Origin of the sequence: Pseudaminobacter soli (ex Zhang et al. 2022), assembly GCF_014595955.1 — a bacterium.
Taxonomy (GTDB): Bacteria; Pseudomonadota; Alphaproteobacteria; order Rhizobiales; family Rhizobiaceae; genus Kumtagia; species Kumtagia pseudosoli.
The window spans coordinates 267,289-285,777 of sequence record NZ_JABVCF010000006.1 but is presented as its reverse complement, the minus strand read 5'-3'; the positions used below and the strand labels follow the sequence as shown (position 1 = coordinate 285,777).

General features: G+C 64.2%; 23 protein-coding genes and 1 tRNA gene. 19 read left to right on the top strand and 5 right to left on the bottom strand.

Annotation, left to right across the window (positions count from 1 at the left end; genetic code table 11):
* The first annotated feature begins 10 nt into the window (after nucleotides 1-10).
* From HUI96_RS13500 to HUI96_RS13445, 12 genes are all read left to right on the top strand, one after another.
* On the top strand, nucleotides 11-1,105 hold the full coding sequence (locus tag HUI96_RS13500) for a DUF2157 domain-containing protein (RefSeq protein WP_188255173.1): 1,095 nt from the start codon (nucleotides 11-13) through the stop codon (nucleotides 1,103-1,105).
* The gene (locus tag HUI96_RS13495) at nucleotides 1,105-1,686 is read left to right on the top strand and encodes a GDYXXLXY domain-containing protein (RefSeq protein WP_188255172.1); all 582 of its coding nucleotides are present in this window, start codon (nucleotides 1,105-1,107) and stop codon (nucleotides 1,684-1,686) included. Before HUI96_RS13500 ends, HUI96_RS13495 begins: the two co-directional genes overlap by 1 nt.
* 80 nt (nucleotides 1,687-1,766) lie before the next feature.
* A tRNA-Leu gene (locus tag HUI96_RS13490) sits at nucleotides 1,767-1,851 on the top strand.
* 295 nt (nucleotides 1,852-2,146) lie between these two features.
* The gene (tig, locus tag HUI96_RS13485; RefSeq protein ID WP_188255171.1) at nucleotides 2,147-3,631 is read left to right on the top strand and encodes a trigger factor; all 1,485 of its coding nucleotides are present in this window, start codon (nucleotides 2,147-2,149) and stop codon (nucleotides 3,629-3,631) included.
* Nucleotides 3,632-3,818: 187 nt separating this feature from the next.
* On the top strand, nucleotides 3,819-4,283 hold the full coding sequence (nrdR, locus tag HUI96_RS13480; RefSeq protein ID WP_188255170.1) for a transcriptional regulator NrdR: 465 nt from the start codon (nucleotides 3,819-3,821) through the stop codon (nucleotides 4,281-4,283).
* Between the two features lie 3 nt (nucleotides 4,284-4,286).
* Nucleotides 4,287-5,414 (top strand): bifunctional diaminohydroxyphosphoribosylaminopyrimidine deaminase/5-amino-6-(5-phosphoribosylamino)uracil reductase RibD, encoded by a 1,128-nt coding sequence (gene ribD, locus HUI96_RS13475; protein ID WP_188255169.1) that lies wholly within the window; start codon nucleotides 4,287-4,289, stop codon nucleotides 5,412-5,414.
* Nucleotides 5,414-6,031 (top strand): riboflavin synthase, encoded by a 618-nt coding sequence (locus HUI96_RS13470; RefSeq protein WP_188255168.1) that lies wholly within the window; start codon nucleotides 5,414-5,416, stop codon nucleotides 6,029-6,031. The genes ribD and HUI96_RS13470 overlap by 1 nt, the downstream gene beginning before the upstream one ends.
* 98 nt (nucleotides 6,032-6,129) lie before the next feature.
* Nucleotides 6,130-6,621, top strand: coding sequence for a 6,7-dimethyl-8-ribityllumazine synthase (ribH, locus tag HUI96_RS13465; RefSeq protein WP_188255167.1), 492 nt, complete (start codon nucleotides 6,130-6,132; stop codon nucleotides 6,619-6,621).
* A 2-nt stretch (nucleotides 6,622-6,623) separates the two neighbouring features.
* Nucleotides 6,624-7,121 (top strand): transcription antitermination factor NusB, encoded by a 498-nt coding sequence (gene nusB, locus HUI96_RS13460; RefSeq protein ID WP_188255166.1) that lies wholly within the window; start codon nucleotides 6,624-6,626, stop codon nucleotides 7,119-7,121.
* Nucleotides 7,121-8,323, top strand: coding sequence for an MFS transporter (locus HUI96_RS13455; RefSeq protein WP_188255165.1), 1,203 nt, complete (start codon nucleotides 7,121-7,123; stop codon nucleotides 8,321-8,323). The genes nusB and HUI96_RS13455 overlap by 1 nt, the downstream gene beginning before the upstream one ends.
* 196 nt (nucleotides 8,324-8,519) lie before the next feature.
* The gene (locus HUI96_RS13450; protein WP_188255164.1) at nucleotides 8,520-10,661 is read left to right on the top strand and encodes a sodium-translocating pyrophosphatase; all 2,142 of its coding nucleotides are present in this window, start codon (nucleotides 8,520-8,522) and stop codon (nucleotides 10,659-10,661) included.
* Between the two features lie 208 nt (nucleotides 10,662-10,869).
* The gene (locus tag HUI96_RS13445) at nucleotides 10,870-11,529 is read left to right on the top strand and encodes a peroxiredoxin (RefSeq protein WP_188255163.1); all 660 of its coding nucleotides are present in this window, start codon (nucleotides 10,870-10,872) and stop codon (nucleotides 11,527-11,529) included.
* Between the two features lie 169 nt (nucleotides 11,530-11,698).
* Here the strand turns inward: HUI96_RS13445 and HUI96_RS13440 are convergent, their stop codons facing one another.
* From HUI96_RS13440 to HUI96_RS13430, 3 genes are all read right to left on the bottom strand, one after another.
* Nucleotides 11,699-12,373: a L,D-transpeptidase gene (locus HUI96_RS13440; protein ID WP_188255162.1), complete on the bottom strand. Its 675-nt coding sequence runs from the start codon at nucleotides 12,371-12,373 to the stop codon at nucleotides 11,699-11,701.
* A 99-nt stretch (nucleotides 12,374-12,472) separates the two neighbouring features.
* Nucleotides 12,473-12,808 carry a hypothetical protein gene (locus HUI96_RS13435; RefSeq protein ID WP_188255161.1) on the bottom strand — a complete coding sequence of 112 codons (336 nt, stop codon included), beginning with the start codon at nucleotides 12,806-12,808 and terminating at the stop codon, nucleotides 12,473-12,475.
* A 52-nt stretch (nucleotides 12,809-12,860) separates the two neighbouring features.
* Nucleotides 12,861-13,343: an outer membrane protein assembly factor BamE gene (locus HUI96_RS13430; RefSeq protein WP_188255240.1), complete on the bottom strand. Its 483-nt coding sequence runs from the start codon at nucleotides 13,341-13,343 to the stop codon at nucleotides 12,861-12,863.
* Between HUI96_RS13430 and HUI96_RS13425 the strand changes: the two genes are divergently transcribed.
* From HUI96_RS13425 to HUI96_RS13395, 7 genes are all read left to right on the top strand, one after another.
* Nucleotides 13,264-13,455 carry a hypothetical protein gene (locus HUI96_RS13425; protein ID WP_188255248.1) on the top strand — a complete coding sequence of 64 codons (192 nt, stop codon included), beginning with the start codon at nucleotides 13,264-13,266 and terminating at the stop codon, nucleotides 13,453-13,455. The two genes, HUI96_RS13430 and HUI96_RS13425, sit on opposite strands and share 80 nt — an antisense overlap.
* Nucleotides 13,456-13,492: 37 nt before the next feature.
* The gene (locus HUI96_RS13420) at nucleotides 13,493-14,065 is read left to right on the top strand and encodes a ubiquinol-cytochrome C chaperone family protein (RefSeq protein WP_188255160.1); all 573 of its coding nucleotides are present in this window, start codon (nucleotides 13,493-13,495) and stop codon (nucleotides 14,063-14,065) included.
* The gene (locus HUI96_RS13415) at nucleotides 14,062-14,619 is read left to right on the top strand and encodes a YceD family protein (protein WP_188255159.1); all 558 of its coding nucleotides are present in this window, start codon (nucleotides 14,062-14,064) and stop codon (nucleotides 14,617-14,619) included. The genes HUI96_RS13420 and HUI96_RS13415 overlap by 4 nt, the downstream gene beginning before the upstream one ends.
* Before the next feature lie 109 nt (nucleotides 14,620-14,728).
* Nucleotides 14,729-15,793 carry a phosphate acyltransferase PlsX gene (gene plsX, locus HUI96_RS13410; protein WP_188255158.1) on the top strand — a complete coding sequence of 355 codons (1,065 nt, stop codon included), beginning with the start codon at nucleotides 14,729-14,731 and terminating at the stop codon, nucleotides 15,791-15,793.
* Nucleotides 15,794-15,804: 11 nt separating this feature from the next.
* On the top strand, nucleotides 15,805-16,776 hold the full coding sequence (locus HUI96_RS13405) for a beta-ketoacyl-ACP synthase III (protein WP_188255157.1): 972 nt from the start codon (nucleotides 15,805-15,807) through the stop codon (nucleotides 16,774-16,776).
* 142 nt (nucleotides 16,777-16,918) lie between these two features.
* Complete coding sequence (locus HUI96_RS13400) at nucleotides 16,919-17,266, top strand: integration host factor subunit alpha (RefSeq protein ID WP_188255156.1); 348 nt, start codon at nucleotides 16,919-16,921, stop codon at nucleotides 17,264-17,266.
* A gap of 125 nt (nucleotides 17,267-17,391) precedes the next feature.
* A complete protein-coding gene (locus HUI96_RS13395) occupies nucleotides 17,392-17,931 on the top strand; it encodes a MerR family transcriptional regulator (protein WP_188255155.1) in 540 nt (179 codons plus the stop codon).
* Nucleotides 17,932-17,980: 49 nt separating this feature from the next.
* Here HUI96_RS13395 and HUI96_RS13390 read toward each other — a convergent pair whose 3' ends face one another.
* Nucleotides 17,981-18,211: a DUF982 domain-containing protein gene (locus tag HUI96_RS13390; protein WP_188255154.1), complete on the bottom strand. Its 231-nt coding sequence runs from the start codon at nucleotides 18,209-18,211 to the stop codon at nucleotides 17,981-17,983.
* Nucleotides 18,208-18,459, bottom strand: a complete 252-nt coding sequence (locus HUI96_RS13385; protein WP_188255239.1) for a DUF2188 domain-containing protein — start codon at nucleotides 18,457-18,459, stop codon at nucleotides 18,208-18,210. The genes HUI96_RS13390 and HUI96_RS13385 overlap by 4 nt, the downstream gene beginning before the upstream one ends.
* Nucleotides 18,460-18,489: the final 30 nt, after the last annotated feature.

Genomic DNA, 18,489 nt, shown 5'->3' with positions numbered 1-18,489 from the left:
GCAAGGCGCGATGGCGGCATACACGAAGAGACTGAAACAGGACTTGGATCGGTGGGTTACACGCGGGCTTGTCGACCGTTCGACGGCAGACGCGCTGCTGGCCGACGCCGTCTCCCAGGACCGGCGCTCGCTTTCGTTTGGCTTCGTTCTGATGATGATGGCGGCACTGCTGCTCGGTGCGGCGGTTCTGCTGGTGGTCGCATCGAACTGGGAAGCGATCCCGCGCCTCACCCGGGTTGTCCTGCTCTTCTGTTTGATCTTCGTCGGTTATGTCGGCGGGGCCTTGCTCAAGCTGCGCGGCCATGACGCGCTGGCGGAAGGCGCCTGGCTGATCGCGGCCGCCACTTTCGGCGGTGCCATCGCGCTGATCGGGCAGATGTATCATCTGTCGGGCGACGAGGAGGCAGCGCTGCTCACCTGGTTCGGCGGAACCCTGCTGGCGGCGGCGGTGCTCCGCTCCGGCCCGCTGACCATTGGCGCAGGCGGCATCGCCGTCTTTTGGATGGTTGCGAAAGGCTTCGACTTGTGGAGCGGTGGCGACCTGTCGCGGGCCTATCCGATTGTGGCCGCTCTGGTGTGGGCGGTCTCGCTGTGGACCGGCAGTTCCTATGCAAGACATCTCGTTGCCCTGTCGCTGGTGCTCTATGCCGTGGTGCTAGCCTTCCACTACGACGTCACGGCGGTCTCGCTTGTGTTGGCCGGAGTGTCGGCGCTGCTTTTTGCAGTTGCTGTCCTGGATCCGAAACGGACGGAGCAGATCGTGCGATTGGACGGCCGGTTGGACATGCACGCCTTGATCGGCTTCCTGACGGGGGCGGCCATGCTGCAGTTCGACCACATGGAGGAGACGGCCACTCTCGTCCTCGCCGCAGTGATCGTCTTCGCGGCCATCATCGCGGCGCTGCTGCTGGCCGGTCGCGAGAGCCGCGGACTGCGCTGGATCGCCTATCTCGGCTTCACCTTCGAGCTGTGCTTTCTCTATGTGACGACGCTGGGCACTATGCTCGGAACCGCCGGCCTTTTCCTGGCATCGGGCGTGGTGCTTGCCCTGATCGCCCTCCTCATTATCCGGGTAGAGCGGCGCATGAACCTGAGGGCGGCCTGATGCGCAGAAGCAATGGCCTGCTGATTGCCGCGATCGCCGTGGCACTCGTCCAGATTGGGTTTCTCTCCTGGATCGTCATGGCGAGGGCGGCGGTCCTGCGGGACGGCCGCGAGGTCATCCTGAAGGTCGCCCCGGTTGATCCGCGCGATCTCCTGCGCGGCGACTATGTGCGGCTGGGCTACGACATCTCCCGAATCCCAACCAGTCTGCTGGTCGAGCCTCCGCAGGCCAAGTCCACGAAGGGGCATATGGTCTATGTGCGTTTGCGCAAGGGAGCCGACGGCTTCTGGCAGCCTGCAGCCGCCAATCTGGACGCCCCACCATCCGGTGCGCTCGCGCCGGAGGAAGTCGACATTTTGGGCCGCGCCTATGATGGGCAAAGCCTGGAAGGCGATACCGCGATCCGTGTCGAGTACGGTCTCGAGCGCTTCTATCTGCTCGAAGGCGAGGGCAGGGCGATCGAGCGCGACATGAACGTCCGCAACTTCGCGGTCGTCGTGGCGGTCGGCTCCGACGGAACCCCTCAGATCAAGGCGCTGATGGACGGTGACATGCAACTGTACCAGGAGCCGCTTTACTAGTTGGCGCCGGTGCTGTTTGGAGACGTTGCGGGGCAACCGACGTTGACACCGGCTCGCCTTCATGGGAATGCCGAAAAAGTGCGGATGTGGCGGAACTGGTAGACGCGCCGGATTTAGGTTCCGGTGCCGCAAGGCGTGGGGGTTCGAGTCCCTTCATCCGCACCAGAAATCAAGCAAGGATGCGTCGTTCGGCAGCGCTTGAAAAAGCGCCCTTGCTGTGACAAAAGGCGTCACAAATTGACGGGATGTGACTGTCCGCTTTGGGCAAGCGCGGTGCCAAGTAGGAAAAACAAAGGCTTACCGAGCAGTCCTGGAGCGCAGTGAGAACATCTCTCCCTGAATTCGGAACGAAGCAGGGGCTAGGTTTCTCCTTCGCGACAGAGTGCCGCCCCGGCATAGAGGTTTTCAGGGAGGCGACAGGAACAGGTCGCTGCCCGTTCGAGATGACAAAGGTTTGACGATGCAGGTTACCGAGACTCTGAATTCCGGCCTGAAGCGCGAGATCACCGTCAAGGTGCCCGCCGGGGACCTGGAATCGAAGCTGATGGCGCGCCTGGAGAATGCGCGCGGCAAGGTCCGCATCAACGGTTTCCGCCCCGGCAAGGTGCCGATCCAGCACCTGCGCAAGGTCTACGGCAAGTCCTTCATGGCCGAGGTGGTGAACGAGATTCTCTCGGATTCGCCGCGCAGCATCGTCGCCGAGCGCGGCGAGAAGGCTGCCATGCAGCCCGAGGTCACCATGACCGAGGACGAAAAGGAAGCCGAGAAGATCCTCTCCGGCGGCGCCGACTTCGAGTTCAAGTTGGCCTACGAGGTCATTCCGCCGATCGAGATCAAGGACGTTTCGACCATCTCCGTCACCCGCCCGGTCTATGACGTGCCGGAGGAGGAGATCGACGAGCAGGTCAAGCGTGTCGCCGAATCCTCGCGCAGCTATTCGCCGAAGGACGGTGCTGCCGCCGAGGGCGACCGCGTCACGATCGACTATGTCGGCAGGATCGACGGCGAGGCATTTGCTGGCGGTGCCGGTACCGATCAGCCGCTGGTGCTGGGTTCCAAGCAGTTCATCCCCGGCTTCGAGGATCAACTCGTCGGCACCAAGGCGGGCGACGAGAAGGCCATCACCGTGACCTTCCCCGAGGACTACACGGCGCCGCATCTCGCCGGCAAGGAAGCCACCTTCGACGTCACCGTGAAGGAAGTCGCCGCCCCGGGCGAGTTGGAAATCAATGACGAGATGGCGAAGAACCTTGGCCTGGAGTCGCTCGAGCGCCTGCGCGAGATCGTCAAGGGCCAGATCGAGAGCCAGTATGGTTCGATGACCCGACAGAAGGTCAAGCGCCAGCTGCTGGACCAACTCGATTCGGCCTATTCGTTCGAGGCTCCGTCCAAGCTGGTCGAGGCCGAGTTCGAAAACATCTGGGCCCAGGTCAACCGTGACCTCGAGGCGGCCGGCCGTACCTTCGCCGACGAGGACACGACTGAGGAAGCCGCTCGCGCCGATTACCAGAAGCTCGCCGAGCGCCGTGTGCGGCTTGGGCTGGTTCTGGCGGAAATCGGCGAGAAGGCCGGCGTCCAGGTCTCCGACGAGGAAATGCAGCGGGCGCTCTTCGACTTCGTCCGGCGCTTCCCCGGCGACCAGCAGCAGGGCGTCTTCGACTACTATCGCAACAATCCCTCCGCGCTGACCACGCTTCGCGCGCCGATCTTTGAGGAGAAGGTGGTCGACCATTTGCTCGGCGAGATCTCCGTGACTGACAAGAAGGTCAGCAAGGAAGAGCTGATGGCGGAAGACGAGGAAGCCGAAGGCTCCGACAAGCCGGCTGCAAAGGCGAAGGCTGCGAAGAAGTCGGCCCCGGCGGAAGAGGGTGCCGCGGGCGACGAGCCCAAGAAGAAGGCGCCGGCCAAGAAGAAGGCGGCCGCCAAGGAAGCCGAGGCGGAGTAAAGCCAACGCTACTCGGCTGGGCCGGGCACGCAGTAGGCGTGCAAATCGGATCGAAGGCGGGAGTTATCCCGCCTTTGTCGTTTCGGGCGGGCGTTTGAGATTTCTGACGGCCGCGCCTAAGTAGCTGCCGAGGCCAGCGACTCGAGGGGCGTCAGCTTCTTGCACTGGCCGGAATTGAGAGACGCGGATGCGCTGCCCTTATTGCCAGTCCCAGGAAACTCAGGTGAAGGACTCACGTCCCGCCGAGGACGGCGCGGCGATCCGCCGCCGGCGCGTTTGTCCGGACTGTGGCGGCCGCTTCACCACCTTCGAGCGAGTGCAGTTGCGCGAACTCACGGTGATCAAGAAGTCGGGTCGCAGAGTCCCGTTCAGCCGCGACAAGCTGGCGCGATCGATCGAGATTGCCCTGCGCAAGCGGAATGTCGATCCCGACCGGGTGGACCGTGCCGTCTCCGGGATCGTGCGCCAGCTCGAAAGCAGCGGCGAGACGGAGATCCCCTCCGACGACATTGGGCAACTGGTCATGGAGGCGCTGAAGTTGCTCGACGACGTCGCCTATGTACGCTTCGCTTCCGTCTACCGCAATTTCCGCGAGGCCAAGGATTTCCACGAACTGCTTGGCGAACTGAAAGCGGAAGAGGACGCCGACTGAGCCATGTCGGGCGGGCAATCGGCTGAATGGACGGAGACGGACCGGCGCTTCATGGCGGCGGCGATCCGCCTGTCCCTCTGGAATCGCGGCCTCACGGGAGAGAACCCGTCCGTCGGCGCGCTGATCGTGCGCCAGGGCGCGGGCGATCCGGTGATCGTGGGGCGCGGCGTCACCGCGTTCGGCGGCCGCCCCCATGCGGAACTGGTCGCACTCCGTGAGGCAGGCGAGGCAGCGCGCGGCGCGACCGCCTATGTGACGCTGGAGCCCTGTTCGCACATCGGCAAGGCGCCCCCTTGCGCCGATGCGCTTGTCTCATGCGGGGTCTCTCGCGTGGTGATCGCCGCGCTCGACCCCGACAAGCGTGTCGCGGGGCGAGGGGTCTCCATCTTGCGGCAGGCGGGCATCGAAGTGGCGAGCGGCTGCCTCGAAGACGAGGCGCGCCATGCGATGGCGGGGTTCCTGTCGCTGAAGGGCAGGGGGCGGCCCTGGCTGACGCTCAAGATGGCCGTCTCGGCGGACGGCATGATCGGGCGCAGCGGCGCCGGGCAGGTGCCGATCACCGGCGAAACCGCTCGCCGAGCCGTGCAGATGATGCGCGTCGAGCACGAGGCAATTATGGTCGGGGTCGGCACGGCGGTCGCCGACGATCCCCTGCTCAATGTGCGCCTGCCTGGGCTTGAGACGCGCTCTCCGACGCGGGTTATCATCGATCCCTTCTTGCGAACGCCACCAGCCTCGAGGCTCTTCGACGACGCGGCGCCGCCCCGTGTCCTGATGCTGGCGAGTGCGAAGGCCGATCGGCGTCGCCTCGATGCACTCAAGGAACGCGGCGCCGACATTCGAACCATCGGGTCGGATTACAAGGGGCGGTTCGATCCGGTCGAGATTCTTCGCGTCCTAGGCGTCATCGGGCTGAAGAGCGTCCTGCTGGAGGGCGGGGCCGAAACCGCACGCCGTTTCCTGGATGCAGGGCTGGTGGACCGGATCGCACTGTTCACGGGGGACGCGCAGGTTGGTACCGACGGCATTGCCTCCCCGATCAACGAGAACTCGATTCCGCCCGGCTTCGAAGCTGTGCGCACCGCCAGCTATGGCAAGGACCGGCTGATCGAATACGAAAGGACCTCCTGATGTTCACGGGCATTGTCACCGACATTGGCGCCATCGAGGATGTTCGTCCGCTGCCGAAGGGCGTGCGCCTGCGGGTGCGCACAACCTACGATCCGCGCACGATCGCGATGGGAGCTTCGATCGCCACCGGCGGCGTGTGCCTCACTGTCGTAGCCCTGCCGGCCGAAGGCTCAAACGAGCGCTGGTTCGAGGTGGAGGCCTGGGAAGAGGCGCTACGGCTCACGACCGCGTCGGACTGGAAGTCCGGCACTCATGTCAATCTCGAGCGCGCCCTGAAGATCGGCGACGAACTCGGCGGGCACATCGTCTCCGGCCATGTCGACGGGACGGCGGAGATCGTGGCGCGCGAGGAAGAGGGTGAGGCGGTCCGTTTCACTCTGGAGGCTCCCGCAGCTCTGGCGAAGTTCATTGCGCCGAAGGGTTCGGTGGCGCTCGACGGCACGTCCCTGACGGTCAACAAGGTGGAGGGAACGCGTTTCGACGTGCTTCTTATCCAGCACTCGCTCGCGGTGACGACCTGGGGCGAGCGGCAGGTCGGCGACCGCGTCAATCTGGAAATCGATACCATGGCCCGCTATGCGGCCCGGCTGGCGGAGGCGGCGCGGGAGGGGTTGTGAGTCTCGAAGGGCGCTCGAAGGCTTGAACATTCTTCAACCACGAAGCGCTTGCCGTGGGGGGCGGTTCGGCCTAGATGACCGGCGACCCGGAGACCGACATGGCTGGCATTTCTGACCAGGGCAAGGGGTTCCTTCGACCGAAGGAGTCCGCCCACCTGCTTATCATCGAGGCGCGCTTCCACGACGCGCTCGCGGACGCCCTGCTGGAGGGCGCCAAGGCCGCGCTGGACGAGGCAGGCGCCACGTATGACGTGGTGACGGTGCCTGGCGCGTTGGAGATTCCCGCTGTGATCTCGTTCGCTCTCGATGGCGAGGAGGAGGGAGGCACCGTCTATGACGGCTTCGTCGGGCTCGGCGTGGTGATCCGTGGCGATACCTATCACTTCGACATCGTCGCCAACGAATCCTCGCGCGCCCTGATGGATCTTGCGGTCGACGAATCGCTGGCGATAGGCAATGGCATCCTGACCACCGAGAACGAGGAGCAGGCCTGGGCGCGTGCCCGCCGCACGGAAGGCGACAAGGGCGGTTTCGCGGCTCGCGCTGCCTTGACCATGATCGCCATTCGCGACCGGCTCGGAGCGCGCTGATCGTGTCCAAACCTGCAGGTCGTGTCGAGCAGCCTGTACGTCAGGCCAATAAGCGCGGCGTCGCCCGCCTGGCCGCCGTTCAGGCGCTGTACCAGATGGATGTGGCGGGCGTCGGCCTGCTGGAGATCGCCGCCGAATACGAGGCCTTCCGGCTCGGCAAGGAAGTCGACGGGGCGACGTACCGGGAGGCGGATGCGCAATGGTTCCGCGCTATCCTGTCCGGCGTCGTCGAGAATCAGAAGACGATCGACCCGGTGATCCGCCAGGCGCTCACCGAGGACTGGCCGCTCTCCCGACTGGACTCCACGCTGCGCGCCATTCTGCGCGCTGGCGCCTACGAGTTGTTGGAGCGGGCCGACGTTCCCGTTGCGGTGATCGTGTCGGAATATGTCGATATCGCAAAAGCCTTCTACGAAGATGAGGAGCCCAAGCTGGTGAATGCGGTTCTCGACCGCATCGCCCGCCGGCTGCGCAACGAGGGACGCGGAAAGCCGGCCTGATGAGTGCAGAGAGGGAAGCGAGGCGGACGGCGCTCATCCTCGCGTCCGCGCAGGCGATCCTCGGCTCGGCCGGGCCGATCGCCATCTCGATCGGCGCGCTCGCCGGGCATTATCTCCTCGGTCCCGACAAGTCGCTCGCCACCGCGCCGGTCACCGGCTTCAATCTCGGCGTGGCACTGGGCGCGCTTCCGGCGGCGGCGCTGATCAAGGCGGTCGGTCAGAAGAACGGCTTTCAACTCGGCACGCTCATTACCGGGCTTGGCGGAGCGACGGCGACCTTTGCGCTGTTTCAGGGCGGCTTTTGGCTTTTCGCCATCGGCCTTCTCGTCATCGGCGTCGGCGGCGCATTCGTGCAGCAGTTCCGCTTCGCCGCGGCTGACAATGCGCCGCCGCAGTTCAAGCCGAAGGCGATCTCCTTCGTGCTGGCCGGCGGACTCGTCACCGCAATCATCGGTCCGCAGATCGTCATCTTCACGCGCGAACTCCTGGCGCCGGTAATGTTCGCCGGCTCCTTTGCCGCGCTTATCGGAATTGCAATCGTCGGCGCGATCATCCTGTCCTTCTTGAGAGTGCGCGACAGCCGCCATTCCCATGGTGCCGAGGCAGACACGCCGGCTCGGCCCCTTTCCGAGATCGTTCGTCAGCCCCGTTTCATGGTTGGTCTCCTGTGCGGCGTCGGGTCGTACGCGCTGATGAGCTTCGTCATGACGGGCGCGCCGCTCGCCATGGTGGGCTGCGGCTTCTCGCCGGACGAGGCGACGCTCGGCATCTCCTGGCATGTGATGGCGATGTTCGGCCCGAGCTTCATCACCGGCGCACTGATCCAGCGTTTCGGTGTGGAGCGCATCGTCGCCCTCGGGCTCGTCCTGCTGGTCGGATGCGGCATTGTCGCGCTGTCCGGGATTGCGCTCTGGCAGTTCTGGGCGTCGCTGATCCTGCTGGGGCTCGGCTGGAACTTCGGTTTCATCGGCGCCACGGCAATGGTGGCCGAGACCTACACGCCGTCCGAGAAGGGCAAGGTGCAGGGCCTGCATGATCTCATCCTGTTCGGTTCTGTCGCTTTCGGTTCGCTGATGTCAGGCGCGGTCTACAACGCCTGGGGCTGGGAGATGCTGAACTGGATCATCTTCCCGGTGGTGCTTCTATGCCTCGGTGCGCTGGGCCTGCTCGCGCTGACGCGGCGCAAAGCGGTGGTGGCATGATCCTCTGAGCCAACTCATGGCCAAGTAAAACCTAAACCGATTTGGGCAAGACTTGGGCAAAACCTAAACGAAACCTTGACGATAGCGGCTGACTTTCGCATTTTGCGGTGCGATTGGCCGGCACCCTGCCCGGGAATCGGCCCCGCCTCGAAGCCCGGGGGGAGGAGCTTTCCGGGCAATCATCAGGGAATCGGCAATGACAATGCTTTACGTCGTCATAGCCTGCGGTCTGCTTTCCGTTGCCTACGCGGTCTGGGCGACTCAGTCGGTGCTTGCCTCCGACCAGGGAAATGCACGCATGCAGGAAATCGCCGGCGCCATCCGGGAGGGTGCGCAGGCTTATCTGGCCCGCCAATACACCACCATCGCCATCGTCGGCGTGGTCGTCTTTCTGCTTGCATGGTGGCTGCTTTCCGGCACCGCCGCGATCGGCTTCCTGATCGGTGCCGTGCTTTCAGGTGCGGCCGGCTTCATCGGCATGCATGTTTCGGTGCGCGCCAACGTCCGCACCGCCCAGGCCGCCTCCAACAGCTTGGCGGCTGGTCTCGACATTGCCTTCAAGTCCGGCGCGATCACCGGGCTGCTGGTTGCCGGCCTCGCTCTGCTCGGCGTCTCGGTCTACTACTGGATCCTCACCGGCCCGCTGGGCTATGCGCCGGCTGACCGTCAGGTCATCGACGCCCTCGTGGCGCTGGGCTTCGGCGCTTCGCTGATCTCCATCTTCGCGCGTCTCGGCGGCGGCATCTTCACCAAGGGTGCGGACGTCGGCGGTGACCTCGTCGGCAAGGTCGAAGCCGGCATCCCCGAGGACGATCCGCGCAATCCAGCGACGATTGCCGACAATGTCGGCGACAATGTCGGCGACTGCGCCGGCATGGCAGCCGACCTGTTCGAGACCTATGCGGTCACAGTGGTCGCGACCATGGTGCTTGCCGCGATCTTCTTCGGCGGTACCGCCGTGCTCGGCAGCGCGATGCTCTATCCGCTGGCGATCTGCGGTGCTTGCATCATCACCTCCATCGTCGGCACCTTCTTCGTGAAGCTCGGCGCCAACGGCTCGATCATGGGCGCCCTCTACAAGGGCCTGATCGTCACCGGCCTGCTGTCGATCATCGGCCTCGGCGCCGCCACCTCGCTCACCATAGGGTGGGGCGAGATCGGCACGGCGGGCGGCATCGCCGTCACCGGCACAAACCTGTTCATCTGCGGCCTCGTCGGCCTACTGGTGACCGGTTTGATCGTCGTAATCACCGAGTACTACACTGGCACCAACAAGCGGCCAGTGAACTCGATCGCCCAGGCCTCGGTGACCGGCCACGGCACCAACGTCATCCAGGGCCTCGCCGTCTCGCTGGAAGCGACGGCGCTGCCCGCGATCGTCATCGTCGGCGGCATCATCGCCACCTACCAGTTGGCCGGCTTGTTCGGCACGGCGATCGCCGTCACCACCATGCTCGGCCTCGCCGGCATGATCGTGGCGCTCGACGCCTTCGGTCCGGTCACCGACAATGCCGGCGGCATTGCCGAAATGTCCGGCCTGCCCAAGGAGGTCCGGCAATCCACCGACGCGCTCGACGCGGTCGGCAACACCACCAAGGCCGTCACCAAGGGCTACGCAATCGGCTCCGCCGGTCTCGGCGCGCTGGTGCTCTTCGCCGCCTACAGCTACGACCTGCAGTACTTCGCGCAGAACCCGACGCAGTTCCCCTACTTCTCGGATGTCGGAACGGTCTCCTTCGACCTGTCCAACCCCTACGTCGTGGCCGGGCTGCTCTTCGGCGGACTGATCCCCTACCTGTTCGGCGGCATCGCGATGACGGCGGTAGGCCGTGCCGCCGGTTCGATCGTCGAGGAAGTGCGCAAGCAGTTCCGCGAGAACCCCGGCATCATGCAGGGCACGGCCAAGCCGAACTATGCCCGCGCGGTCGACCTGCTCACCAAGGCGGCAATCAAGGAGATGATCGTTCCGTCGCTCCTGCCGGTCCTGGCGCCGCTGGTCGTCTATTTCGGCGTGCTGCTGATCTCCGGATCCAAGGCTTCGGCCTTTGCCGCACTCGGCGCCTCGCTCCTCGGTGTGATCGTCAACGGGCTGTTCGTCGCGATCTCCATGACCTCCGGCGGAGGCGCATGGGACAATGCGAAGAAGAGTTTTGAAGACGGCTTCGTCGACAAGGGCGGCGTCAAGCACGTGAAGGGCTCCGAGGCGCACAAGGCTTCGGTCACCGGCGACACCGTAGGCGATCCCTACAAGGACACCGCCGGACCAGCCGTCAACCCGGCCATCAAGATCACCAACATCGTCGCTCTGCTTCTGCTCGCCGTGCTCGCGCACCACTGAGCAAAGTACAGCGCGAATACCGGACCCGAGGGAGCGATCCCTCGGGTCTTTTTTTCTGCCGACAACGCTCTGAACACGTTGTATTTTGCGCGAAGTAGCTGCGCGCGTGTGGTTCGCCTGCTTGAACCTGATGTCCAGAGGCTCCATCCTGGCGATCTATTCAGCGCGGCCGCGCAAGAGGATTTGACCCCAACAAGGGAGATTTGCCATGAGCCTTCGCATCAACGACACGGCGCCCGATTTCACTGCAGAGACGACCCAGGGCACCATCAATTTCCACGACTGGATCGGTGACGGCTGGGCGGTCCTGTTCAGCCATCCCAAGAATTTCACGCCGGTCTGCACGACCGAACTGGGCGCGATGGCCGGCTTGGAAGACGAGTTCCGCAAGCGCAACGTCAAGATCATCGGCATCTCGGTCGATCCGGTCGAGAGCCATCAGAAGTGGCAGGACGACATCAAGGTCGCGACCGGCCATGTCGTGAAATATCCGCTCATCGGCGACCGGGATCTGAAGGTCGCGAAGCTGTACGGTATGCTGCCGGCAGGGGCAGGCGACACCTCGGAGGGCCGCACGCCGGCCGACAACGCCACGGTCCGCTCGGTGTTCGTCATCGGCCCGGACAAGAAGATCAAGCTGATCCTCAGCTATCCGATGACGACCGGCCGCAACTTCGACGAGATCCTGCGGACGATCGACTCCATCCAACTGACCGCCAAACATCAGGTCGCCACCCCGGCCAATTGGAAGCAGGGCGAGGATGTGATCATCACGGCCGCAGTCTCCAATGAGGACGCGGCGCGGCGGTTCGGCGCCTACGAGACGGTCCTGCCCTATCTGAGGACGACCAAGCAGCCGACCGCCTGAACGGTTGCGGCGGGCGGCCGCGCGGTGTCCGAGATCGGCAACCGCTGGCTCGCTGATCGGGGCCCGCCCTTTTGGGCGGGTAGATCGCATGTGCCGTCTCACCCCGCCGCAGATCCAAGGCCGGGTGAGGGGCATACCATATTGCAAAGCCCACCCGGTGCGCTCAGCGTCAGTGTATGACGTGGATCGGTGACCCGTCTCGTACGCGGTCGTGGAGATCGATCACATCGTGGAAGAGCAGGCGTACGCAGCCGCTCGAGATGGCCTTTCCGATCGTATGCTCCTCCATCGTGCCGTGCAGGCGATAGAGGGTGTCCCTGCCGTCCTGGTGGATATAGAGTGCCCGCGCACCGAGCGGATTGGTCAGGCTAGGCTCCATGCCGTAGCGATACTTTTCCAGGTCCGGCTGGCGTTGGATCATTTCCGCCGGCGGGGTCCAGCGTGGCCACTCGCGCTTGTATGCGATGATGGCGCGACCGCCCCAGGCGAAGCCGTCGCGTCCGATGCCGACGCCGTAGCGCATCGCCTTGCCGCCCGGCATGACCCAGTACAGGAAGCGGCTTTGCGTATCGACCACGACCGTGCCCGGGCGTTCGCCGGTCGGGTCCTCGACAATTTGGCGATAGTATTTTGGATCGATGAGATCCAATCGCGCGGCGCGCACTGGAAAGCGCTCGTGAGGAAGCGGCCCATAGCCCAGAAGCTCGGGGCGGACCTTTTCTTCCTCCGGCTGTTTTGGTGCAGGGACCGGGACGGGGGTGGAGACGCATCCGCCCAGGGCAAGCGCCGCAAGGCTTGTCGCGCCCAGCACACAGTGCCGGCGGGTGATTGCGGTTGACGACATGAAGACCTTCCAGCGGTCAGTGCGACCGCTTTCCATTGAGCTGGCGACTGCTGGGACGCCGGCCGATGGCGCGGCGCTCAGCGCTTCGAATCGCGAAGGTCAGGCTTTGGGAGGTCGGAGTCGGACGTCGGCGTGGCTGCTTTCGAAATGCGAATCGATGGTTGATCCGCAGGCCTCGGCCGGCTTATCGGGCCAGCATGAAACGACGGCTGGGAGGACAGCTAGGCTCTGCGGGCAGGTGATCGCCTGCCCGTTCGCCTCCTTGCCGCATTGCTTGATGCGGTGATTTTCGATCACCGCGACGTGTCCTGCGGGGCGATAACCCCATGCGTCGGTTGGCTGGAGGAATCCGATGTTCGATGCCGTGGCGACTGAAGTCAGGACAGCAGACACGACACTTGCCAATGTCAGCACTGCTGCCAACAGGCGAGACATCAAACGAATCCAGTCACAGGCGTACACGGCTTATGCCATCGATACGCCAGACTTATTGCTGCCCGGGCAGGCTGAGCGGACGGCCCGTCGCGCCGGCGAGGATCTGGCCGATGAAGTTCTGGTCCTTGCCCGCCGTCGGCGTGGTGCGGGAGACGAAGTCGAAGACTTTCCCGTCCTTCATGCCGTAATTGGCGATCTGGGTGACGCGGCCGTCGCCGCCGAAATAGACCGCAAGCACGTGCTGGTCGACGAGCTTGGCATTGGCGAAGGCCACCGGGCGGTGGCGCTTCTGAGAAATGTAGTAGAACACTTCGTTGTCGAAGGTCGCGGTGGTGGATGGGCTGCCGAGCGCGAGAATCACCTGCTCACGGCTTGATCCGACCGGCACCTGATCGATCTGCTGCTGATCGATTACGTAGCCTTGGGTCAGCGTCTCTCCGGGGGAGAGATCACCCATGACCTTCGAGGAATTGCAGGCCGACAGCGCGGCCACCCCTGCCAATGCTGCGGCGATTCCTATAGACCGGGTCATCATCGCCCCCTTGAATTCCCTCGCCCTCAACGACAACTCCCTGGTATCCCTGATCCGGCCGCGCCTTGTGCAACACCGCAAATGCGGTAAACCAGCCCGGTCGACGATGCAATAAGACCAGCCCGCTGCTCTGGGCTGGGGAGTATAAGATCATGTTTCAACGTCTGTTCGGCCGCGAGCGGAACCGCAACCGTCAGATCGTTGACGCGCTGTATGAGCAAATCGTGGCAGCGGCTAGGCGCGAGTTCCTTTATTCGGTCTGGGAAGTGCCCGATACCCCGCTCGGCCGTTTCGAGATGCTGTCGCTCCACATGTTTCTCCTCCAGCACCGGCTCAAAGGGGAGACTGGCATTGCCGCGGAGATCGCTCAGGAACTGATCGACGAGTTCTTCAAGGAGGTCGACCACTCGATTCGCGAGCTCGGGGTGAGCGATGTCGGCGTGCCGAAGCGCATGAAGAAACTCGCGCGCATGTTCTATGGCCGCACCGCGGCCTATGCGGCGGCGCTGGACGCCGGGAATAGACCCGAATTGGCCGCCGCGCTGGCCCGAAACGTGCGGCCGGACGTTCGGGATTGGCCCCAGGCCAGTGCCTTGGCCGATTATGTCGCGGAGCTGAATGCCGGGCTCAAGGCCCAGTCGATCGACGCGATCCTTATGGGCGAGGTCAGCTTCCCGGCCCCGATCGCCCAAGGCGTGCCGAGCGAGGCGGAGGCCCAGCCATGAGAGCACAAGCCCCGGAGAGAAGCCCGATCAGCTACGAGGTCAATGTCGCGCGGCTCCCCAAGACCGGCCTCACCGTCAAGATCGACGCGTCCGAAGCCGAGAAGGCCGAGCTTGCTGCAGTCCATGGTCTGGAGGCGATTGAGCGTCTTCACGCCGAACTCGCGGTGTCGCCCTGGAAGCGCAACGGCGTGAAGATCGAGGGGCGTGTCGAGGCCGATGTCGTGCAGGTCTGCGTTGTCACCCTCGAGCCGGTCACGAACAGGGTCGACGAAGAAATATCGGCAGTGTTCCTGCCCGAGGATTCTCGTCTTGGACGGGAGGGATTCGGCGTCGGCGGCGAGATCATGATCGATCCGGAAGGCCCCGACAGCCCTGAGACATTCTCCGGCGACCGCATCGATGTCGGAGCGCTGACCGAGGAGTTCTTCGCGCTGGGGATCGATCCCTATCCTCGCAAGCTTGGCGCTGCCGTGCCTGACAAGCAGGAGCCTGCGCGCGATGAGGAAGAAAACGAACTGCAGCGGAAGCTGCGTCAGCTCTTTCCAAAGACCTGATTTCGCACGCCGCCTGTTGCGCTCCCGTTGTGCGGCAGCATAAAAGCGCTATCTTCCCACAGCGCCCGTCCCGGCGCGATTTGCGAGACGAGAGCGAGAACGACGGCGCGTGATCAAGATATCCATCGATGCAATGGGCGGCGATCACGGGCCATCGGTGATCATCCCGGCGCTTGCGAAAGTGGCCAAGCGGCGGCCTGACGTCAATTTCCTCATCTTCGGCCGCACCGACGCGGTCCGGCCCGAACTCGACAAGTTCCCGATTTTGGCGCCCATTTCGCAGTTCGTTCACTGCGATGTTTCCGTGCGCATGGACGACAAGCCGAGCCAGGCGCTTCGCCAGGGACGCTGGAAGTCCTCCATGTGGAAGGCCATCGAGGCGGTGAAGAGCGGCGAGGCGGAAGCGTGTGTGTCCGCGGGCAACACCGGTGCGCTGATGGCGATGTCGAAGTTCTGCCTGCGCACCATGGCCAATATCGAGCGGCCGGCGATCGCGGCGATCTGGCCGACGGTGCGCGGCGAGAGCGTCGTCCTCGACGTAGGCGCAACGATCGGCGCGGATTCGCACCAGCTCGTCGACTTTTCCATTCTCGGTGCCGCCATGGCCCGATCAGTGTTCGGCATGGAGCGGCCGACGGTCGGCCTGCTCAATGTCGGTGTGGAGGAGATAAAGGGCCAGGAAGAGGTCAAGGACGCCGGCCGTCTGCTGCGCGACGCCAACCTGTCCTCGATGCAGTATCAGGGCTTCGTTGAAGGCGACGACATCGGCAAGGGCACGGTGGACGTGGTGGTGACGGAGGGATTTGCCGGCAACATTGCGCTCAAGACGGCGGAAGGGACAGCGCGGCAGATCTCGGGCTATCTGCGCAGCGCCATGAGCCGCACGCTGATGGCCAAAATCGGCTATATATTCGCAAAGGGGGCCTTCGACCGGCTGCGGGAGAAGATGGACGTCCGCAAGGCGAATGGAGGCGTGTTCCTCGGCCTGAACGGCGTCGTGGTCAAGAGCCACGGCGGAACCGACGACGAGGGTTTCGCCGCCGCGATCGAACTGGCCTACGACATGGTTCGCAATCGCCTGCTCGACCGCATCGAGGCGGACCTCGACCTGTTTCACGCGCGCCATCCCTGTTCGGCACCTAGAACCGCAGCCTCCGAGCAGGCGGACCAATAGGAAATACTGGAATGATCAGATCTGTCGTGCGGGGAGTCGGCTCCGCCCTCCCGCGCCGAATCATGAAGAATGCCGAATTCGAGGGCATGCTCGACACATCCGACGACTGGATCGTGCAGCGCACCGGGATTCGCCAGCGCCACATCGCTTCCGAGGACGAGACGACGGCTTCGCTCGGAGAGGCAGCAGCACGCGCCGCACTCGAGAATGCGGGTCTCACTCCGGCCGACATCGACCTCATCGTGCTCGCCACTTCGACGCCGAACAACACCTTTCCGGCCACCGCGGTCGAGATCCAGCATAGGCTGGGCATGCGGCACGGCTTCGCCTTCGACATGCAGGCGGTGTGTAGTGGCTTTGTCTACGCGGTCGCGACCGCCGATTCGCATCTCCGCGCCGGTCTCGCCAAGCGTGCCTTGGTGATCGGCTCCGAGACCTTCTCCCGTATATTGGACTGGAGCGACCGAACCACCTGCGTGCTGTTCGGCGACGGCGCGGGGGCGCTGGTCCTGGAGGCTGAGGAAGGGGAGGGCAGCGTCGCGGACCGCGGCGTGCTGGCGGCCAGTCTGCGCTCGGACGGCACGCACAAGGACAAGCTTTACGTCGATGGCGGTCCATCCACCACAGGCACTGTCGGCCATCTGCGCATGGAGGGCAGGGAAGTCTTCAAGCACGCGGCCGGCATGATAACGGACGTCATCGAGGACACCTTCCACCGCGCCGGCATCACGGCCGAGGATCTGACCTGGTTCGTGCCGCACCAGGCGAACAAGCGCATCATCGACGCATCCGCCAAGAAGCTCGGCATAGCCGACGAGAAGGTGGTGATCACAGTCGACCTGCATGGCAACACATCGGCCGCCTCGGTACCGCTCGCACTGGATGTTGCTGTGCGCGATGGACGCATCCGCGAGGGTGATTTGGTCATGCTGGAGGCTATGGGCGGCGGCTTCACCTGGGGCGCGGTTCTCATCCGCTGGTAGCTGTTTTCCATGGGGCCGATGAGGCGCAAGAAATGAGCCGGTCACTTCCGGCTGGGTGCCCGGTTCGGTTCTTGACCTGCGGGACCCGATTTCCTAACGTATTCGGACCCTTATTGGCGCGACGGAGGAGGGCTGGAAAGCCATGGCGGGAAAGACACTGACGCGCGCCGATCTCGCCGAGGCCGTCTATCGCAAGGTAGGGCTTTCGCGCACAGAATCGGCCCAACTGGTCGAGTCGGTCCTGGACGAGATCTGCGAGGCGATCGTCCGCGGCGAGGTGGTGAAGCTTTCGTCATTCGCGACCTTCCAGGTGCGCGACAAGAACGAGCGCATCGGCCGCAACCCGAAGACTGGCGAAGAGGTGCCGATTTTGCCCCGGCGCGTGATGACCTTCAAGGCATCGAACGTCCTCAAGAACCGCATCCTTCGCTCACATCAGCAGAAATCGAAATCCAAGGCGCCGGCCAGCGCGCGCGAACCTGCAACCTGATTGGCCGCGCTTTGATGATTTCGCGGGCTTGAAAACAGCCCGCCAAAGGTCTGGAATAGACGTCGAATCGGAGAGGTCGCGGGCCATGAGGGTGCGCGATATTGTTGGCGCGCGGTGGGAGAGCCATGGACAAGAGTCCCGACGCATTTCGCACCATCTCGGAGGTGGCGGAAGATCTTGATTTGCCGCAGCACGTGCTGCGTTTCTGGGAAACCCGCTTCAATCAGATCAAGCCGCTGAAGCGTGGCGGCGGGCGGCGCTATTACCGGCCTCAGGATGTCGAGCTCATCAAGGGCATCCGGCACATGCTCTACGATCAGGGCTACACGATCAAGGGCGTGCAGAAGCTCTTGCGCGAGAACGGCAATCATTTCCTGATCGCCGTGGGCAATGGCGACAGGAGCGCGATCGAGGCGATCGCCCAGCGCAAGCAGGCCGCGCAGATCCCGCTCACCCCGGCCGCACAGCCTCGCAGCGACGACGAGGTGCTGGTGGGCGAGGCGAAAGCCAAGCCCAGCCGACGCTTCTTCGGGCTCGGCAAGGCCGACGAGGAGGGGCCGGTCCAGTCGGATTCGGGCAAGCTGTCGCGCGACAACCGCGCGCTGCTGCAGGAGGCGCTGTTCGATCTCCTGGAGTGCAAGCGACTGCTGGATCAGGTGCGGTGAGGTTTTAGGACCGCTTCTATGCGGTCCGAGCCTCTCGGCTCCACGTCCTTCAGTTTGCTAGGATGCCCGCCTCGCTGGCTGCATCGCGCAACGCTGTCTCCGCGTCCTGCGTCGAGCGATGGCCGTCGATGACCTTGAGCACTGTCTCGAGAGCGTCGCGGTGACGAGGGCCACGTTCCGCGGGCCAGGATTCTGTCAGGATCTCACGCGCCTGGATGAGGTCGGCTACATCCGCCACACCGCCGTCGACCCGCAGACGTACGGATTGAGCGAACCTCACTGCTTCCCCTCATCCTCCACCTCGGCATCGGGCCGATCGTCGCCGGAGGCGACCTCCTCATGCCATTCGCCCTTGGCGTCCTGATATTCGATGTCCTCCGTACTCCCCGCAACTTCCTGCTCGGAAGCGGCTGCATCCGCGGCTGCGAGAGCCTCCGCATGGCTGCCGAAGGTCTCGGAATAGACATCGCCCACCTTATAGGCCCACCCGCCGTTGTGCTCGACAACCCGATAGACCACCTTGGCCATCATTCGTCTCCTTTTGCGGATGAACGGGGA